Annotated in this window: 23 protein-coding genes and 1 tRNA gene; 11 read left to right on the top strand and 13 right to left on the bottom strand. The window is 41.5% G+C overall.

The annotated features are described in order from the left end of the window. Nucleotides 1–4 precede the first annotated feature (4 nt). The 6 genes from ASULF_RS03740 to ASULF_RS11290 form a co-directional block, all read right to left on the bottom strand. Nucleotides 5–187 carry a helix-turn-helix domain-containing protein gene (locus ASULF_RS03740; protein WP_015590366.1) on the bottom strand — a complete coding sequence of 61 codons (183 nt, stop codon included), beginning with the start codon at nucleotides 185–187 and terminating at the stop codon, nucleotides 5–7. A 67-nt stretch (nucleotides 188–254) separates the two neighbouring features. Beyond that, nucleotides 255–1,097: a universal stress protein gene (locus ASULF_RS03735; RefSeq protein WP_015590365.1), complete on the bottom strand. Its 843-nt coding sequence runs from the start codon at nucleotides 1,095–1,097 to the stop codon at nucleotides 255–257. 88 nt (nucleotides 1,098–1,185) lie between these two features. After that, entirely contained in the window at nucleotides 1,186–2,079 is an 894-nt protein-coding gene (gene fhcD / locus ASULF_RS03730; RefSeq protein WP_015590364.1) for a formylmethanofuran--tetrahydromethanopterin N-formyltransferase, read from the bottom strand. A 109-nt stretch (nucleotides 2,080–2,188) separates the two neighbouring features. Then, nucleotides 2,189–2,392 carry a histone family protein gene (locus ASULF_RS03725; RefSeq protein ID WP_015590363.1) on the bottom strand — a complete coding sequence of 68 codons (204 nt, stop codon included), beginning with the start codon at nucleotides 2,390–2,392 and terminating at the stop codon, nucleotides 2,189–2,191. 252 nt (nucleotides 2,393–2,644) lie between these two features. Next, entirely contained in the window at nucleotides 2,645–4,834 is a 2,190-nt protein-coding gene (locus tag ASULF_RS03720) for a PAS domain S-box protein (RefSeq protein ID WP_015590362.1), read from the bottom strand. A 163-nt stretch (nucleotides 4,835–4,997) separates the two neighbouring features. Then, nucleotides 4,998–5,207 (bottom strand): response regulator, encoded by a 210-nt coding sequence (locus tag ASULF_RS11290; RefSeq protein ID WP_169336383.1) that lies wholly within the window; start codon nucleotides 5,205–5,207, stop codon nucleotides 4,998–5,000. A 157-nt stretch (nucleotides 5,208–5,364) separates the two neighbouring features. Between ASULF_RS11290 and ASULF_RS03710 the strand changes: the two genes are divergently transcribed. The 3 genes from ASULF_RS03710 to ASULF_RS03700 are packed head-to-tail and all read left to right on the top strand — an operon-like array spanning nucleotide 5,365 to nucleotide 6,772. Continuing rightward, nucleotides 5,365–5,916 (top strand): exosome complex RNA-binding protein Csl4, encoded by a 552-nt coding sequence (locus ASULF_RS03710; RefSeq protein WP_015590360.1) that lies wholly within the window; start codon nucleotides 5,365–5,367, stop codon nucleotides 5,914–5,916. Nucleotides 5,917–5,926: 10 nt separating this feature from the next. Then, nucleotides 5,927–6,193 carry an RpoL/Rpb11 RNA polymerase subunit family protein gene (locus ASULF_RS03705; protein WP_015590359.1) on the top strand — a complete coding sequence of 89 codons (267 nt, stop codon included), beginning with the start codon at nucleotides 5,927–5,929 and terminating at the stop codon, nucleotides 6,191–6,193. Between the two features lie 12 nt (nucleotides 6,194–6,205). Then, the gene (locus ASULF_RS03700; protein ID WP_015590358.1) at nucleotides 6,206–6,772 is read left to right on the top strand and encodes an endonuclease dU; all 567 of its coding nucleotides are present in this window, start codon (nucleotides 6,206–6,208) and stop codon (nucleotides 6,770–6,772) included. A 3-nt stretch (nucleotides 6,773–6,775) separates the two neighbouring features. Here the strand turns inward: ASULF_RS03700 and ASULF_RS03695 are convergent, their stop codons facing one another. The 4 genes from ASULF_RS03695 to ASULF_RS03685 are packed head-to-tail and all read right to left on the bottom strand — an operon-like array spanning nucleotide 6,776 to nucleotide 9,307. Then, complete coding sequence (locus tag ASULF_RS03695; protein ID WP_015590357.1) at nucleotides 6,776–7,498, bottom strand: DUF72 domain-containing protein; 723 nt, start codon at nucleotides 7,496–7,498, stop codon at nucleotides 6,776–6,778. A gap of 18 nt (nucleotides 7,499–7,516) precedes the next feature. Then, on the bottom strand, nucleotides 7,517–8,296 hold the full coding sequence (locus tag ASULF_RS03690; RefSeq protein ID WP_015590356.1) for a proteasome assembly chaperone family protein: 780 nt from the start codon (nucleotides 8,294–8,296) through the stop codon (nucleotides 7,517–7,519). Nucleotides 8,297–8,308: 12 nt separating this feature from the next. Further along, entirely contained in the window at nucleotides 8,309–8,488 is a 180-nt protein-coding gene (locus tag ASULF_RS11490; RefSeq protein WP_081622996.1) for an RNA-protein complex protein Nop10, read from the bottom strand. Between the two features lie 9 nt (nucleotides 8,489–8,497). Continuing rightward, nucleotides 8,498–9,307, bottom strand: a complete 810-nt coding sequence (locus ASULF_RS03685; protein WP_015590355.1) for a translation initiation factor IF-2 subunit alpha — start codon at nucleotides 9,305–9,307, stop codon at nucleotides 8,498–8,500. 144 nt (nucleotides 9,308–9,451) lie between these two features. On the opposite strand from ASULF_RS03685, the gene ASULF_RS11875 reads away from it, so the two are divergent. From ASULF_RS11875 to ASULF_RS03675, 3 genes are all read left to right on the top strand, one after another. Then, complete coding sequence (locus ASULF_RS11875; protein ID WP_169336382.1) at nucleotides 9,452–9,607, top strand: hypothetical protein; 156 nt, start codon at nucleotides 9,452–9,454, stop codon at nucleotides 9,605–9,607. A gap of 9 nt (nucleotides 9,608–9,616) precedes the next feature. Then, a complete protein-coding gene (locus ASULF_RS03680) occupies nucleotides 9,617–9,808 on the top strand; it encodes a hypothetical protein (RefSeq protein WP_048098105.1) in 192 nt (63 codons plus the stop codon). A 127-nt stretch (nucleotides 9,809–9,935) separates the two neighbouring features. Beyond that, entirely contained in the window at nucleotides 9,936–10,181 is a 246-nt protein-coding gene (locus ASULF_RS03675) for a hypothetical protein (protein WP_015590354.1), read from the top strand. A 15-nt stretch (nucleotides 10,182–10,196) separates the two neighbouring features. Here the strand turns inward: ASULF_RS03675 and ASULF_RS03670 are convergent, their stop codons facing one another. Further along, nucleotides 10,197–10,547, bottom strand: a complete 351-nt coding sequence (locus ASULF_RS03670; RefSeq protein WP_015590353.1) for a DUF4405 domain-containing protein — start codon at nucleotides 10,545–10,547, stop codon at nucleotides 10,197–10,199. Nucleotides 10,548–10,772: 225 nt separating this feature from the next. Between ASULF_RS03670 and ASULF_RS03665 the strand changes: the two genes are divergently transcribed. From ASULF_RS03665 to hisB, 5 genes are all read left to right on the top strand, one after another. Continuing rightward, a tRNA-Ser gene (locus ASULF_RS03665) sits at nucleotides 10,773–10,881 on the top strand. A gap of 552 nt (nucleotides 10,882–11,433) precedes the next feature. Continuing rightward, nucleotides 11,434–11,637, top strand: a complete 204-nt coding sequence (locus ASULF_RS03660; protein WP_015590352.1) for a histone family protein — start codon at nucleotides 11,434–11,436, stop codon at nucleotides 11,635–11,637. A gap of 168 nt (nucleotides 11,638–11,805) precedes the next feature. After that, complete coding sequence (gene pan / locus ASULF_RS03655; RefSeq protein ID WP_048098302.1) at nucleotides 11,806–13,035, top strand: proteasome-activating nucleotidase; 1,230 nt, start codon at nucleotides 11,806–11,808, stop codon at nucleotides 13,033–13,035. A gap of 28 nt (nucleotides 13,036–13,063) precedes the next feature. Then, a complete protein-coding gene (gene hisA, locus ASULF_RS03650; RefSeq protein WP_015590350.1) occupies nucleotides 13,064–13,789 on the top strand; it encodes a 1-(5-phosphoribosyl)-5-[(5-phosphoribosylamino)methylideneamino]imidazole-4-carboxamide isomerase in 726 nt (241 codons plus the stop codon). Nucleotides 13,790–13,807: 18 nt separating this feature from the next. After that, nucleotides 13,808–14,383 (top strand): imidazoleglycerol-phosphate dehydratase HisB, encoded by a 576-nt coding sequence (hisB, locus tag ASULF_RS03645; RefSeq protein WP_048098301.1) that lies wholly within the window; start codon nucleotides 13,808–13,810, stop codon nucleotides 14,381–14,383. Between the two features lie 7 nt (nucleotides 14,384–14,390). Here hisB and ASULF_RS03640 read toward each other — a convergent pair whose 3' ends face one another. Together ASULF_RS03640 and ASULF_RS03635 are read right to left on the bottom strand one after the other, a co-directional pair. Next, nucleotides 14,391–15,221: a ribose-phosphate diphosphokinase gene (locus ASULF_RS03640; protein ID WP_015590348.1), complete on the bottom strand. Its 831-nt coding sequence runs from the start codon at nucleotides 15,219–15,221 to the stop codon at nucleotides 14,391–14,393. A 54-nt stretch (nucleotides 15,222–15,275) separates the two neighbouring features. Then, on the bottom strand, nucleotides 15,276–15,959 hold the full coding sequence (locus tag ASULF_RS03635; protein WP_015590347.1) for a HisA/HisF family protein: 684 nt from the start codon (nucleotides 15,957–15,959) through the stop codon (nucleotides 15,276–15,278). Nucleotides 15,960–16,040: the final 81 nt, after the last annotated feature.

The following is a 16,040-nucleotide window of genomic DNA, read 5'->3' as shown; positions in this document are numbered from 1 at the left end:
AGATTTACTCTTTCAGAGAATAGTAGCACCTTTTCGGAGAGATAACGATTCCCTCTTTTTTCAGTTCACCGATAATCTTTGAAACCTCTTTGCTGTCCATTCCTATCATTTTGGCAATCTCCCCGGGGCGTAAAGGCTTTTCGGATTTCTTGAACGCCTCAATTACAGCCTGCTTTTTGTCATCCATACCGAACACCCCTCATTTTTATTACCTGTATTTACAATTTATAAACTTTTCGTTACTCTTTTCGAACCTATTTGTTAAGTATCATGATGGGAATTTCCGAGTGTCTCAGCAGAGAATCAGCGACTTTGCCAAGCTTTCTCTCTTTTTTGCCAACAACTATCAAACTCGATTTAGTCTCACGAGCATAGTTCAGAATCTCATTAACCGGATTTCCCCAGAGCACCTTCCATTCTGCATTGGCAATCCCATCAAAGAAATCTCCATATTCTCTTATTTCTTCCTCTATTTCACTTTCGTTCCTCTTCTCAACAACATGCACTAGAAAAACCTTTCCAACCCTAGAAAATTCCTCGAGGATTTTCAGGGCTTTTTCGGAAATTTCCGGCTTATCAAAGGTGAAAAGCACTCTGTCGAGCAACCTCTCAAATGTCAACCTGCAGTACTTCTCACCATCCTTTTCCTCAACCTGAAACTTGGTTATCAATACCGGAACTTTTGATAACCTTGCAACGCTCTCCGAGGTCCCACCGATGAGCTTAGCCTTCAGCCATCCATGCCCTTTAGAGCCTATTAAGATTAAATCAACTCCTTCCTCTTCAGATATCCTGACTATCTCCTCTGCTGGGTCTGTATATGTGGCAAGGAATATCGTTCTTACCTTTAGACCCTTTTCCTCTACAATTCCCGCCAGTTCTTTTAGCTCATTTTCAGCCTTCTCCTTAATCTTCTCAACATACTCATCAACGCTCATTCTAGCGAGAGACAGAATAAATGGGTCATACAGCCCGATGTGCAAAAGGACAATCTCCTCTGCACCGAGATCCGCAAACTCCCTGCCACATTCAATGGTTTTTCTCGAATAATCCGAGAAATCTGTCGGGATCAATATCTTATTGAAAACAGATGTCATAAATATTCGATGTTTTTGAAATACTTAAAATTTTTCCAGTCGCCACCTGTTTTGGTAAATCGAGAAAGCTATCAAATAAAAAAAGAAGTTAGAATAGCTCGTGCAGGTTTATGAGGTGCTGGCCGAGCTTACCTCCATAGTTTCCGGCAGTGATCTTCACGACTCCCGGTATTTTTGTTGCAGCAAGAATTCCAACCTTTGTAGCCTCCTTGACGGCATCTATACTGATGCCGTTTATGACAAGCTCATAGACAGCCTTCACATTCTCCGGGATCTGGGTATCCTCAATCTGATCCCTGATTGATGGTGCAAACTTCTCATTGGTTGTTGCCTTGAGGAACTTGTACTTGTTAGCTCCGACCTTGGAGCCAGAGGCTACAATACCTCCGGGGAACGGTGTTATCACACCTTCAACATCCTCTATCGCCTGCACAGCGGCCTTTGCTGCAGCAAGACCGGAGGGCTGGGTTTCTGCGAATATGAAGAAATTGCCTCCTGCAACACCGTCAACATATCCTATGTCGTTCTCCACTATGAAGTCTCCCTCCATCATTGGAACTGCCCAGCATTTCCTGCCTCCAACCTCCAGCTCTTTTTCATACCCATCTGCGAAGAACTTAAGCTTGAAGCCTATATCGAACTTGTTCTCAGCATCTGGCAGGCCATTAAAAGCTGCGGTTGTTGGGGCGGTAAGCACACACTGCCCGATTCTTGCAAGAAGTTGCTCCTCAAGACCCTTTTTGGACATGTGGCAGATCTGGATGTAGTAACCCGGTCTCCCATCCGGGGTTTCTGATGGCAGGGCTTTCTTTTCAATCCCTGCCTCTGCTGGACACATTATTACAGAGGTTCCAAATCCGGTCGCCTCTGTAGCGGCTACCTTGGCCCAGTCGTAGTCGTACGCGGTAATCAAAACCCTTGCAACCTTAATTCCAAAAGCTTCTGCAAAAGTGTCCTCAATCTCAACGCCATTTACTTTCATACGATCACCAGAGAAAAAATGCCCGTTGTATGATATTAAGGTTTTGATTTTTAACAACATTATGGGTGCTGGAATATAACAAAAAAATAGAATTTTAAAAATTCATAAATTAAAACTCTTTAGCGGCCATTTTGATATCTTCGGCCTTAACTGTCTTCCTTCCAGCGTGGGTTGCAAGATCTACTGCTTTTCTGGCTACAGTTAATGCATATTCTTCAAGCGCCTCAGCAAGGGCTTTCTTCGCATCTTCACTAACTCTTGACGCACCCGCATTCCTGATTATTCTCTCAACAGGTGCTAACGGCAATTCCATCCAAAACACCTCCTGTGGCTATCTAAGCTCCAATGGATTTCTTAACCTTCTCTTATATAAATTTTTAGGTGTATCAGAGATTTGTACCAAGCTGTTTGCTAAAAAATCAAGATGTAATAATTATTGAACAAGTAAGCTAAATTATTTGTTGGTCTGTGGTTCATTGAGAATTACTGATGAACTTAATCTCAATAAGAAAGAAGAAAAAATTTTGAACAATTATATCACTATTAATTATACACAAAAGCGACATCACCTGAAAAATTGTTTCAGAAACTCTCTGACCTTCTCAGATTCAAGCCATCCATCGTCAAGCCTTTTTACGAGATCATTGATTGCTTCTACCTGCTTTAATATCAGTTCTGCAATCTCTTTATTCTTAACTTTCATCTCGGCCGTACCAGATATTACTGATAAGGGATTTCTGATTTGATCCACGAGAATTGCAAATTTTTCGATGTTGTCTTCAATCTGCCTGAAAGCTCTTTTCTTCGCCTCTTCAAGCTCAAAAGCCTTTATTGCAAAGGCCAGATCGTTTGCGAGAGTTGAAAGAAGCTCAATTTCCTCCCCATTCGGCAGAATCTTGGAATGTATGGTTATAAATCCCTTCGTGGTATCATCTACCTTCATAGGGAATACTATGCAACTAAAGGCATCGCCGTCATAGAATGGACAGTTCTCTTCTCTATCTTTAATGTTTTGAACGATAAAACCATCTTTCTGCAAGGCTTTCAGCATACATCCCTGAACATCGAATTCTCCGGGATGTGGCGTCTTCTCTCCATCGTATGCGATAGTCTTTACGATATTCTTTTCCAGAGTTCCAACCCACACAGAGTAGTACTCTTCAAGGGTGGAGAGGTACTCACAAGCTCTTCTCAGGAGCAGCGTTATATCTTTTTCTTTGACGAGCAAATCATTGATTCTGTCTATTGTTTTAAGCAGCTTGTTGAGTCTTATCAGTTCTGTAAGATCCTTTGAGATCAGAAGACAGTATCTTTTTCCTTTCAACTCTAATGGAACAAGGAAGTTACGGAAATATTCACCATTGCGACTGTCTTCAAAGATTATGATCTCATTTGTTTCAAACATTTTTTTGAGATAATCCATTCTCTTTTTGGCAACATCTCTTGGAAAGATCTCGTATAGAGATTTTCCGACGGCATCCAGCTTAATACTCGATTTCATTGCGGGATTCAGCTCTAAAAAGACACCATTTTCATCGAGAATTGCTATGTGACTGGGGGACAATTCGAAAATTTTTCTGAACTTTTCCTCGCTATCTTTTAACTCATTCTCGAGCCTCTTTCTCGGAGTAATATCTCTAAAATTGCCGTGAAATGCTACAATCTTTCCATTTTCCTTTATCATTCGTACATTTCCTTCGAGAACTATTTTTTTACCGTCTTTCGCAAAAACTTCTAATTCAATTCCGTATATATTTTTTCCACTCCTGAATGCCCTGTTGTACTCTTTGAAAATTTCATTGGCACACTCTTCTGGTAAGAACTCCCTGTAGTTCTTACCAATTATCTCTTCTTTTGAATATCCAAGAACTTTTTCAAAAGTTTTGTTCACCTCAATGAATTCACCTCTCAAATTTGTGATCACTATGAGATCTAGGGAATTTTCAAATAGGTCTCTGTATTTCCTTTCTTTCTTTATAAGCTCTTCTTCGAACCTCTTTCTATCTGTTACATCTCTTGCAATTCCCTGTATTGCAACAATTTTACCATTTTCGAAGATGGGATGACTTCTGATCTCGACCCATATCTGTTTTCCGTCTCTCGTTTTACACAGATACTCCTGGGATATCTCCTTTCCCGAGCTAACAATTTCCTGAAGATCATTTAACGCCTTCTCTAAGTGTTCATCGGCAATTATATCTTTGAAGGATAGTTTTCCAAGACTCTCTTTCGTGTATCCGAAAGTATTTAATGTTAATTTGTTTGCATCAATGAATGTTCCGTCCGGGGTGAGTAAGTACAGCATGTCATTTGCATTATTCCAGAGTTCACTGTACTTCTTTTCGCTCTTTTCAAGTTCTCTTCTGTATATTTCCAACTCTTTTTCTTTCTTTTTTTTCTCTATTGCAACTTTTACCGCCACTGAGAGTCTGATAAAGTGTTTTGGGGATTTCAGCACATAGTCATCTAAGCCAGCTTTCATGGCTTTTATAGCAACTTCTTCATTACTTGTTTCCGTGAACATTATCACGGGCCAGAAAGGATGCTTCTCCCTGATTTTCTTTAGAATATCAATCCCAGTACCCCATTTAAGTTGATAATCTGTTATGACAACATCGAATTCCTCTTCGAGAGCATTTAAGAATTCTTTCTCATCTAGTATTTCCAGAACCTCAACATCATCGAACTCTTTTTTCAACTCCCTTGTTGTAAGAATTATATCATCCGGGTTGTTATCTATGAGCATCACTCTCATCTTCTATCACCGGAAATACCATATTAACAAGATCGACAAAGCTTCCGGGTTTCACAAGATAAGAATTTGCAAAAAAGTTCATAAGCTTTTTCAATATCTTTTTATTTTATGGAGAGGTTAGAACAATTACCGGTATTTTCTTCAATTTCTCATGGTTCTTTAATCATTCAAGAACTTCAAAACCTGATTTTCTTGGCATTTTCAGATTGAGCAGGATCATATCCGGTATGGGAAATCTTTCCCTGTTTGCATACCTCTCTTCTCTGCTGAGGTACTGTATCGCTTCATCCCTATCTCTGGTTACCGTCAGTAAACCTCCACCGACCTTTTCAGAGCTTTCTATCAGGAAGATATCGTTCTCGTCATCTTCCACGAGCATAAGCAAGCGGTTCATCATTTCACTTTTTTCAATAATACTGGTTCATCAACCAATAAATTTTTCACGACAATTATTAATAAAATGATTGAATCATGCTCACAATGAACCAAAAATTTAAAAGATCAAGCGTCTTAGATTATGGGGAGAAAAGATGACGAAAGATTTCGTGTTTCCGGGAGATAAGTTAGGTATTGCTGAGGAGTTTATCTGTGGCGAGGGAGTTTATGAGGAAGATGGGGAACTTTATGCCTCTGTTGCAGGAAAGCTCGTTGTTAAGGATAGGGTTTTAAGGGTTGAATCCGTCAACAAAATTCCAAATATTGAGAGAGGAGATACTATTCTCGGCAGAGTTGTAGATGTGAGGAATTCAATAGCTCTTATTGAATTATCCAGAAAATCCGGTTTTGACAGGGATTTAATGCATACTGGAATTGCAGCTCTTCACATATCAAACATTCAGAATGAATACCTCAAGGATATCAATTCGGCAGTAAAGTATATGGATGTTGTTAAGGCAAGGGTGATAGATCCAAAGCTTCTCAAGCTTTCAACAAAAGAGAGTGATATGGGTGTCGTGAAGGCAATATGCTCAGAATGCAGGCACGAACTTTTGAAGGACGGAAAGGTTCTTAAGTGTCCAAATTGCGGGAATGTTGAAAGAAGGAAGATAGCTTCAGACTATGGATCTGGAAAGTGGGAGTAGGAGGGATACGATGGAGGTTAAGATTATTGAATACGAGAAGGATTACATAAGGCTGAAGATAAAGGGAGAGGATCATACGCTTTTGAATCTCCTCCAGCACAACCTTCTGGAAGATGAGAGCGTTGTGATAGCCAAATATGATATACCCCATCCACTCATAGACGAAGCTGAGCTGATTGTGAGAACGAACGGGGAGGATCCGATAGCGGTGATAAAAAGGGTCAATGAGAGGATAATTGCTGAGTGCGATGAGATTCTCGGATCACTCTCATCTTAACTTTTCTTAAAAATGAAAAACTGGAGATTTGTCGGATTTGATGACAGCTTCAGAATAAGTTCTACCGTCTCTGATCTCAAGGGAGAAAAAGCTGTTATCGTTGGGTGTGTCACCTCAGGATTTTATCCTGAGGGGTTCATGGTAGACAGGATTGAGGTTGATGGGGATGATTCAACAGACAAGATGATAAGAATGGTGAAGAGATCGAAGTTTCATGTTCAACTGAAATGCATTTTTCTCAGCGGTTTAACCTTCGGCGGGTTCAACATTGCAGATATAAGCAGAATAGCCGAAGAGACAGGAATTGCTGTGGTAGTGGTTATGCGGAAAAAACCGGATTTCAGTTCGATAAAGCATGCTCTCTGCTCAGCAAACCTTGAAGATAGGTGGTTGCTGATCGAGAAGGCTGGAGAGGTTTTTAATGTTGGAGAGCTGTTCATACAAAAGGCCGGATGCACGCTTGAGGAGGCCAAGAAGTTTATAAGACTGTCTGTGAAGGATGCAAAGATCCCGGAGCCGCTCAGGTTAGCCCACATGGTTGCATCCGCAATCGTTCATGGTGAGTCGAAGAGGGGCTAACATTCAGTCAGAGTTAAGTATCTCTTTGAATCTCATTGCATCCTCCAGCATATACTTGTTGTTGAACATCACATACCCTTTTTTAACGAGTTTTTTGAGAGATGAAAGCTCTGAATTGCTGTACTTGTAAGAATAAATTATCCTGTTGCTTTCATACCTCCCATGCAATCTGAAGTACTGAAACTCTCCGCTCAGCTGCCTGGAACGGAAAGGATCAACACAGTGTACCGGGCTGAAGCTGGATAGCCTTTCCAGTGCATCCAGTATTTCAGCCTCCTTCCAACCTCTCAGCTCAAGTATGATTCTGAATTTTCCATAGTTTTTCATGGCTGTGAAGAACCTTTCCATGTTCTCTATGTTCTCGCTCGAGTGTTTGAACGAGGGTGGAGTCTGAAACAGGATTTTGTCACACCTCAGTATATCTGCGATTTCAACAGTCTTCTTCAAAGCTTCAGTAACCTCCTCAACCATCCTGAAGAAACCTGAATTTTTTGGTTTCAGCTTCGATTTCTTGTATGTCGGGCTGGAAGGTGGATGAGTTATTAGCTGATTGGCTTTAATTATGAACTCAAAATCTCTGTTGATGCTATCAGTTTTCTCTCTCCATCTCTTAATGCTGTCGATTCTCGGAAAATCGTAAAAAGTCTTCTGCACTTCAACAACATCAAAAAATGAGAAATATTTGTTCATCGGGGTTGGAAAGCCACAGCAACCAACCTTGATCATACCGTTATCTGAAGTAAGCTATCTGAAGTAACCCAAATCCTCGTCGCTCTTCCACTGCTGGATTGTGGTCTCCTGCATTTCCCTTATGTGGGCTATGATCCTCTCCATCTCCCTGGCTCTCTCTTCGAGAGCCTCAACGCTCACATCTATCTTCAGCATTTTCATCAGAACTTCAAGAACGGCCTTGGCACTTTTCGGATCGACCATGTAGCCAGAAGTCACTCCCATAAGACAGGCAGACTCTATTCCTTCAAGCTGTGCAACGCCCAGGATTAACCCGGAAGCACCGATTATTCCCCCACCAGGCTCACCCTTCTCGAACTGTATGTCGTACTGTGAGAGTTCCTCGATGAGCTTGGGATCGTTGGCTGCCCCGAGCACATACGGCTCTTCAACGAGCTTTCCTATTCCGTAACCGCCAAGAGTGAATATCCTTTTAACGCCGAATTTCTTTGCGATGTCGATATATGCATTAACAAGCTCAAAATGGCCTTCGTTGCTTATGCTCTGGAAGTCTCCTACGAGGATGACCAAATCCGGAGCAACATCATTTGCTTTGTGGACATAGACCTCGTTTTTGGGCATCTTTATTGTTCCATCCTCTTCAACCATAACCTGTGGTGGGAAGTAATGCGAGTAGATTTCCACAGCCTTCTCAGCCTTCAGCTCTTTAACAAGATGATCGGCAACCAGCTTTCCTACATGCCCTATCCCCGGTAATCCTTCAATCATTACCGGATCTTTCAAACCAAATTCCTCAGGAGATTTGAAAAACCTCACATCTACTTTTTTCAGCATTAAAATCACCTCCTAATCTTTAAAGCTAAAAAATCCTTTCTCCATTCTGAGTTTTCTCCTGTATTTTCCATATCTATCTTCAATCGAGAATTTTGGTGGAATTGGGGAGATAGTTTTTTGTTTACAAACCGGACAGGATTCCTTTAAGGTATATCTCCCACAATTCCTGCACTTCCTTAATCTCGATTTCATGGTATCGATTTAGACCTCCTTCTCGAATGTTCCCTCCCCTCCAAGCTTTTTAATCTTCTTGAGAACCTTATCAACGGCTTTTTTGAGGGCTTTCTCCGCAGTTTTGTAGTCTTCACTTTCAACAATTATTCTGTACTTCGGTGCTCCAACATAGTCTATCTTTATGTTCACACCATCTAAGCTTAGGTTATTTATCTCCAGCAATGCGGATTTTATTCTCTCTATTCCATCCGGAGCATTGCTTTTCAGCTGGAAGATACCTCTGATCTCAACCTTGTGCGGTTTTATATTCTCTTTGGCTATTTCCTCTATGGCTTTAGCGAGTTTTTCTCCGGCAATATCCAAAATCGCCTTATGCCCCTCATAAAACACATCTTCAAAAACTCCGTAAATCGTGTCATATTCTTTGAGAAGCTTTTTACCCACCTCAAAAAGCTCTTTCTTGGATACACCTGCCTTTTCTCCGGCAATCTCCAACCACTTGAATGCTCGCTGTTCACTCTTCCACTGCTGAACTTTCTCTCTTCTCTGCCTCTCGTTTACATCCTTTATCGATAGATCTATGTGTCCCCTTTTCGGATTTGTGTCTAGAACCTTACATACAACCTTCTGGCCTTTTTTGACATGATCCCTGATGTCTTTGATCCATCCCGGTGCAACCTCACTTATGTGAACAAGCCCTTCACGATTTTCATATTCATCTAGAGAAACAAAAGCTCCGAAATCCAGTACCCTTGTGACAGTACCAATAACGATTTCACCTTTACTGGGATATCCTGATCTTTTTATGATAAACTTTTCATCTGATTTTTTTGCCATACTTCTTCAATCATGGTAAGAGAATTTAAATATTCCTGATTCTCGAAATTTCAGTTATTGTGTTCAGCTACTGGGGGTGCTGGACATAGAGGACATTGAGAGTTGAAAGACTGAAGCGCTTCGTCATGGCAAGGAAAGTTAAAGGTGGTTTTCTCGTTCTACAATCCACCTTCGCTGCCGGAGACATACTATGCGCTCTACATTCTGGACGCTATTGGTGAGAAAATTGAGGATAATGGTTTAGCCGAGCACCTCCGGGGCAAGGAGAGTGCTCGATATCCTACACCTTCAAGTGCTTGAAACTGCTTGGTGAAGATAGATTTTGGAGTTTTTCTGCTGGAGAGATTGAAGAGGTTGATGAGGGTATCAAAAACCAGGATTTTCATTTTTGAGGTTGGCACCACTGCAACACATTCCTTCGAATCACCGAATTTGTTAAGGGGGGTTTACATGCCTGCACCCTCATTAAAGATGCTTGAATGTGATGTGCATAGAAAGTAAAGGACCTTGTTATGGGCTTCATAAGGCATTGGATTTGGGAACGAACCCAATCCTAGAGAAACATTCTATTGCGTTTCAATGCTGGAAGATCAGAAAAACATATCTAAAGTTGTGTCTTTTGTAAAAAATGTCAACATTCTGTAGATTCACAAACCTTGTGGATATCACCTATCTTGAAGATACATGCTATGACATTTCTATTTTTGATACTCTTGGGTGTAGATACAGGAGCATAAAAAACAAAAGAATTGATATGCTCACTCCAGAACCCGGATGGAGGGTTCAGGAGGAGTATATACTGTGTAGTTTCAACACTGGGAGGATAGCTCGCGATAGCAAGTCTGAAATTGATGGGTGGGTTATGATGTTTTAGCCTCCATTATGCTACCTACGCTCTACCCAGAGTATTCAGATAAACAAATACACCTGCTATCACGAGCATGAGTGTCAGCACAACTTTTGCCATATCTGATCCGCTGTTTTTTAGGTTCTTTAGCAGAGAGGTCAGGGGCTTCCAGTTTAATGTCAGGTGTATAACACCAATCGCGACCATCACGAAGCCAAAGTATGTGTGAACATCTCCCAAAGTGCTTTTATCCAGCCCCAAAAATGTCCAGTGCGTTTCTCTGGCAACTCTTCCGGATGGGGCAAGATACATTCCTAACCCTGTTATACCCATTATGATCAGTCCGGTCAGCAGTAATACATCAATTATCGTTTTTGTTAACCTCCTTCCCATGAAACATCACTTCCTGTAAGAGGTTTAGAAATACTTCATAAATTTTTCTCACGTTAGATGTTTTAATTCCTAAACGAATAGGTTTGATATGGTTTAGATGTTTGAAGTTGTACTTAAATCTGGAGATGTAGTATTGTCTAACTAGTCAAACCAGCTAAACGAGAAACAACTCAAAAGCTTTTATACCCAAAACCTTTAAAAAACTCAAAGCAGTTAATAGTCTGAGCCGGGGTTGCCGAGTGGTAAGGCGGTGGTCTGCTAACAGTGGGCAGAGTAATTAAAGGTGGATAACCACTGGGCTCTGCCCGCGTGGGTTCGAATCCCACCCCCGGCGTTTTTGAATTTGATATAGTTGAATACCAACAAATGCCAACATATGTTCTTTCAAAACTAAACCACCTAAAAACAACCACTGCAGACAAGGAAAAATAATTAAACTCATTAAAGGAGTAGATAGTGCTGGAAATACTGCAGCAAATCAAGATAAAGACCTAAAGATAGGTATTCTCAAATTGGCTTACGGAACAAAAAAGAATCCACTATTATGAGATCCATCAAAAAATAACCCTCCAACAGATTATAATTCCCAAACCAAAAAATAGGCCAAACAATCCTACCGACTCATCTAAAATTATTATTACCCATAAGCCAAAAAAAGGCCTACCACATATATCAGATTCGTCCTTGATTTTGTGAGTAGTTGTATTTATTTTTACATAATAATATGTTTATCAGAATTTAAGCATGGGCATTTCATTCAAACTTATTTGCCAAGCTAAATTTTTCAGAGAGGTATCTACCAAAATAAAGTCATTACAGCATAGTTCTGTGGAAAAATATATATACATGAAATAAGACACAGTATTACTGAAGGAGGTGAAAATGAATGGCTGAATTGCCTGCCGCCCCAGTTGAGAGACTAATTAGAAATGCTGGTGCTAAGAGAGTTAGCGCTGATGCTGTTGCAAAAATGGTAGAGATACTTGAGGACAAAGCCACTGAAATATCCAAGAAGGCTGTTGAAGTTGCGAAGCACGCCGGTAGAAAGACCGTTAAGGCTGAAGATATCAAGCTGGCTCTCAAAACCTGAAAAAACCCTATTATTTTTTATTCTCAATTTTTTTGATTATTATAATAAAAAATAGAGAGGAATTCCAAAAACCAAAAGGAATTCCGCTTTTTCTCAATGAGAGTAAAATCCAATAATTTCTTATACCAGAACACATTATAGTATATATTGGAGGCCCACATCGTGAGCATGGAAGAAGGAGGAACAAAATCGATAAAGGAAAAGAATGTGGATCTGTCGGAATACTTAATCGACAGACTCAAACAGCTCGAAGAAGAATATGTCAGGCTTAAGAACCTCTATAAAAGACTTGAAGATGAAAAAAGATTTGTCGAAACAGAAAGAATACGATATGAAAGAGAAGTAAGAAGATTGAGAAGTGAAATCGAAAGATTACGCTCACCCCCTCTCATCGTTGGAGTAATTTCAGATGTTCTTGAAGACGGTAAGGTTGTTGTTAAAAGCAGTACTGGACCTAAATTTGTTGTCCACACATCCCAGAACATAAATCCAGAAGACCTGAAACCCGGCGCAAGGGTTTCGATGAACCAGCAGACACTGGCCATTATAAGCGTGCTTCCACCTCCAAAAGATCCATCCGTCTATGGATTTGAGATCTATGATAAGCCGGATGTTTCCTACAGCGACATAGGTGGGTTAAACAAACAGATCGAGGAAATCAGAGAGGCTGTTGAACTGCCATTGCTAAAACCAAAGCTGTTCGAAGAGGTTGGCATAGAACCGCCAAAAGGTGTTCTGCTCTATGGTCCACCGGGTACAGGAAAAACGCTGCTTGCCAAAGCCGTTGCCAATCAAACGAAGGCAACATTTATCAGGGTTGTCGGAAGCGAATTCGTTCAGAAGTACATTGGAGAGGGAGCAAGGCTTGTCAGAGAGGTTTTCCAGTTAGCCAAGGAAAAAGCCCCATCGATAATATTCATCGACGAACTCGATGCCATAGCCGCAAGGAGAACTTCAAGTGACACAAGTGGAGATAGAGAAGTTCAGAGAACGCTCATGCAACTGCTTTCCGAGATGGATGGCTTTGACAACAGAGGAGATGTTAAGATCGTTGGCGCCACCAACAGAATCGATATCCTTGATCCAGCAATACTCAGACCCGGAAGGTTCGACAGGATCATTGAGGTTCCACTGCCAAACTACGAAGGAAGAGTTCAGATCTTCAAGATCCATACGAGGAAAATGAAGCTCGCAGACGATGTTGACTTCAGAGAGCTTGCAGAAATGACAGAAGGTGCAAGCGGTGCAGATATAAAGGCAATAGCTACTGAAGCTGGAATGTTCGCCATAAGAAACGAGAAAACCATTGTCTCGAGAGAGGACTTCATAAAGGCTATCGAGAAAATAATGAAAAAGGACAAAAAACTGCCAGAGATCAAGGGAGTCATGTTCATCTAAAGGCTGATTGAGAGCGAAGGGGCCTCCCATGCCAACACGATTTCTTGTTATCCCCGCTATTGACTTAAAGGATGGTAGGGTGACCAGGCTTGTCCAGGGAGATTTTAGCAGAATTACTGTTCAGATAGACAACCCTCTGGATGTTGCAAGAAACTGGATCATGCAGGGAGCAAAATGTCTGCATATCATAGATCTCGATGGAGCTTTTGAAGGGGCGCTCAGACACGAAAGAGAGATCAGGGAGATACTATCAGCCTTCGATGTGGAGGTTCAGGTTGGCGGTGGGATCAGGGATCCAGGGGTAATTGAGAGCTTGCTCGATGCAGATGTTGACAGAGTTATTCTGGGAACTCTCGCCCTGACAGAGCCAGATGCCGTGAAAGAGATCGCTGCTTCAAACCCGAGCAGGATAATGATCGCAGTGGACTCAAAAGAAGATAAGGTGGCTATAAAGGGCTGGACAGAGAAAACTTCACTCAGCGCTCTGGATGTCATAGGGATGTTCGAGGATGTGGATGTATCTTTCCTCTACACGAACATCGATGTTGAAGGACTGATTAAAGGAATCGATAGAAAGAAGCTAACCAATGTTCTCAAAGCCTCGGAAAAGTCAGTCTATGTTGCCGGGGGGATTTCAAGCATTGAAGATATTGCATTTATTAGAGATTCTGGCGCTGAAGGTGTGATAATAGGATCAGCTTTATATACTGGAAAACTGAATTACAGAGAGGCCGTAAAGCTCCAAGTATTCTGATGTGGTGAAACGATGAAGCTGGTAAGACAGGCAAAACTATCAAGGGAAACCAGAGAGACAAAAATCTCGGTCGAGATCGATTTAGATGATACCGGTTATGATATAAGAACGCCCATACCCTTTTTCACGCACATGCTCGAAACTTTTGCTAGGCATGCTGAGATTAAGCTTGTTCTAAGTGCAGAGGGGGATGTCGAGGTGGACGAGCATCATACAGTGGAAGATACAGCAATAGTGATTGGTTCAGCCATAGAGAAGGCTCTTGGAGATAAGAGGGGAATCGAGCGTTTTGGAGATGCAATAGTTCCAATGGACGAGAGTGTTACACTGTGTGGCATAGATATTAGCGGAAGGGGCGTGTTCAGGTTTGATGGAGAAATTGACGGAGAGATAAATAACTTCAAAGCCGAGAATTTTCTCCATTTCTTTGAAACACTGTCGAGAGAATCCGGAATAAACATCTACCTTAACACGAGAGGTAGAAACCTGCACCACATGATGGAGTCCGCATTCAAGGCTTTTGCGTTGTCGTTTAAAAGGGCAATAAAGATTAGAGGAGATGAACTCAGGAGCACGAAAGGTGTTTTAAATTAAATTCTAACTAAATTAAATTCTTTATCTCACTGGCTATTGGTTCTGAGACGCTAATTCTACTGACAATCCTCTCAATCGTGTCTGTTGCAATGACTTCCTTAACTCCAGCACTGTAAAGCTTATTCAAAGCGAAGTTGGACATCACCGCATGGACGCAAACTGCTGATACCGATTTTGCACCCATATTCCTGAGTATTCTTGTTGCCTCGACTATCGTTCCGCCTGTACTGATTATATCGTCAACTATGACTACATCTCTTCCCTCCACATCTATGTTCTTCGGGCTTATCTCAACCTCAGTAGCAGATATTCTTCTCTTCTCAAGGTAATCGTAGTCGCAGTTCGCAGCCTCTGCTGAAACCTTTACCCTCTCAAGCGATCCCTTGTCAGGGGAGATCATGACCACATCCTTATCTCTATACATCCCACCTATCATAGGCATCGCATCGATCTCAACCAGATTTTTGAAGTATCGCTTCGCTATCTCGCTGTGCAGGTTGACCGAGATTATCTTATCGGTATAGCTCTCAACTATTCTGGCGATCTCCCTTATGCTAACAGCCTCTCCATCCTGAAACTTTCTGTCCTGCCTTGCATATCCAAAATAGGGGATAACAGCAATTTTCTCGGAATTTTCTATTGCCGAAAGCATTAGTATGAGGTATACCAGATCATCGTTTGAGCATATGCTCTGAACCACCACATCGCTGCTCTCTGCCCTCACATAAAGCTCACCATCAGGAAATCTCTTGAATTCAGCCTGAGCTATTTCTGCTTTAAGCACATCAGCTATTTTCTTGCCAAGAAAAGGAGACGCCGGTCCAGACAGGATTTTCATGAAGTTCAATCTGTTTGAGGGGATAAAAAATTTACCTTTCAGTCAGAGCTTAACTCAAACCTCTCCGTTTCTGATGAGTTCAAGCGGTATTTTTCCGTTGTGGACTGCAGTAGCAACGAGCACACCATCCAGCCCGATATCTTTTGCCTTCATGACATCCTGCAGATCCCTTATCCCCCCTCCTGCAAAAACGGGATTGTCAGATATGCCCAAAATCTTGCCTATTAGATCCCAGTCGAGAGAGGAAGAGGTTCCAACCCTCCTTATGGTCAGGACGATCAGGCCTTTAAGCCTGAAAGAATTCAGGAATTTCACAGCCTCATCTATTTCTTCGAAGCTTCCAGACGCATCAACAAAACTATCCATTATGTCCAGACTTACTACAACCTCCCTCTCCTTGATCTCTTCAAGCCTCTTCAAATCGAATGTCTCACTTCCGAGGACAGGTGTAAATCCAGCACCATGCACCTCTTCAGGAGATTTAAAACCGCAGTCAGCTATAATCTCCGCCTTTTTTCCGAGTTCTTCAATGATTTTGAGATTGTCTCCCATTCCCATTATCCTGTTCAGATCCGCGATGTAAAGATGCTTTGGTTTTACAGCATCGAACACCTGTACCGGGATTGACGATTTCACAACCAAGCTTTCGAGATCTACCGGCTTATATGACTCCCTGTCCCCCTTAACACCCCTAACAACGATGCCATTTTTAATGTCCATCACAAAGTAAAGTTTCATAGCCCAACAAGCTCAACACACATTTAAAATTTTTAGTTTGAGTGTGATTTATAAAAATCATAAACCAACACATATAAATAC

Source organism: Archaeoglobus sulfaticallidus PM70-1, assembly GCF_000385565.1.
Lineage (GTDB): Archaea > Halobacteriota > Archaeoglobi > Archaeoglobales > Archaeoglobaceae > Archaeoglobus_A > Archaeoglobus_A sulfaticallidus.
Note: the sequence above shows the minus strand (reverse complement) of the source record. Positions and strands in the feature narration are given on the sequence as shown.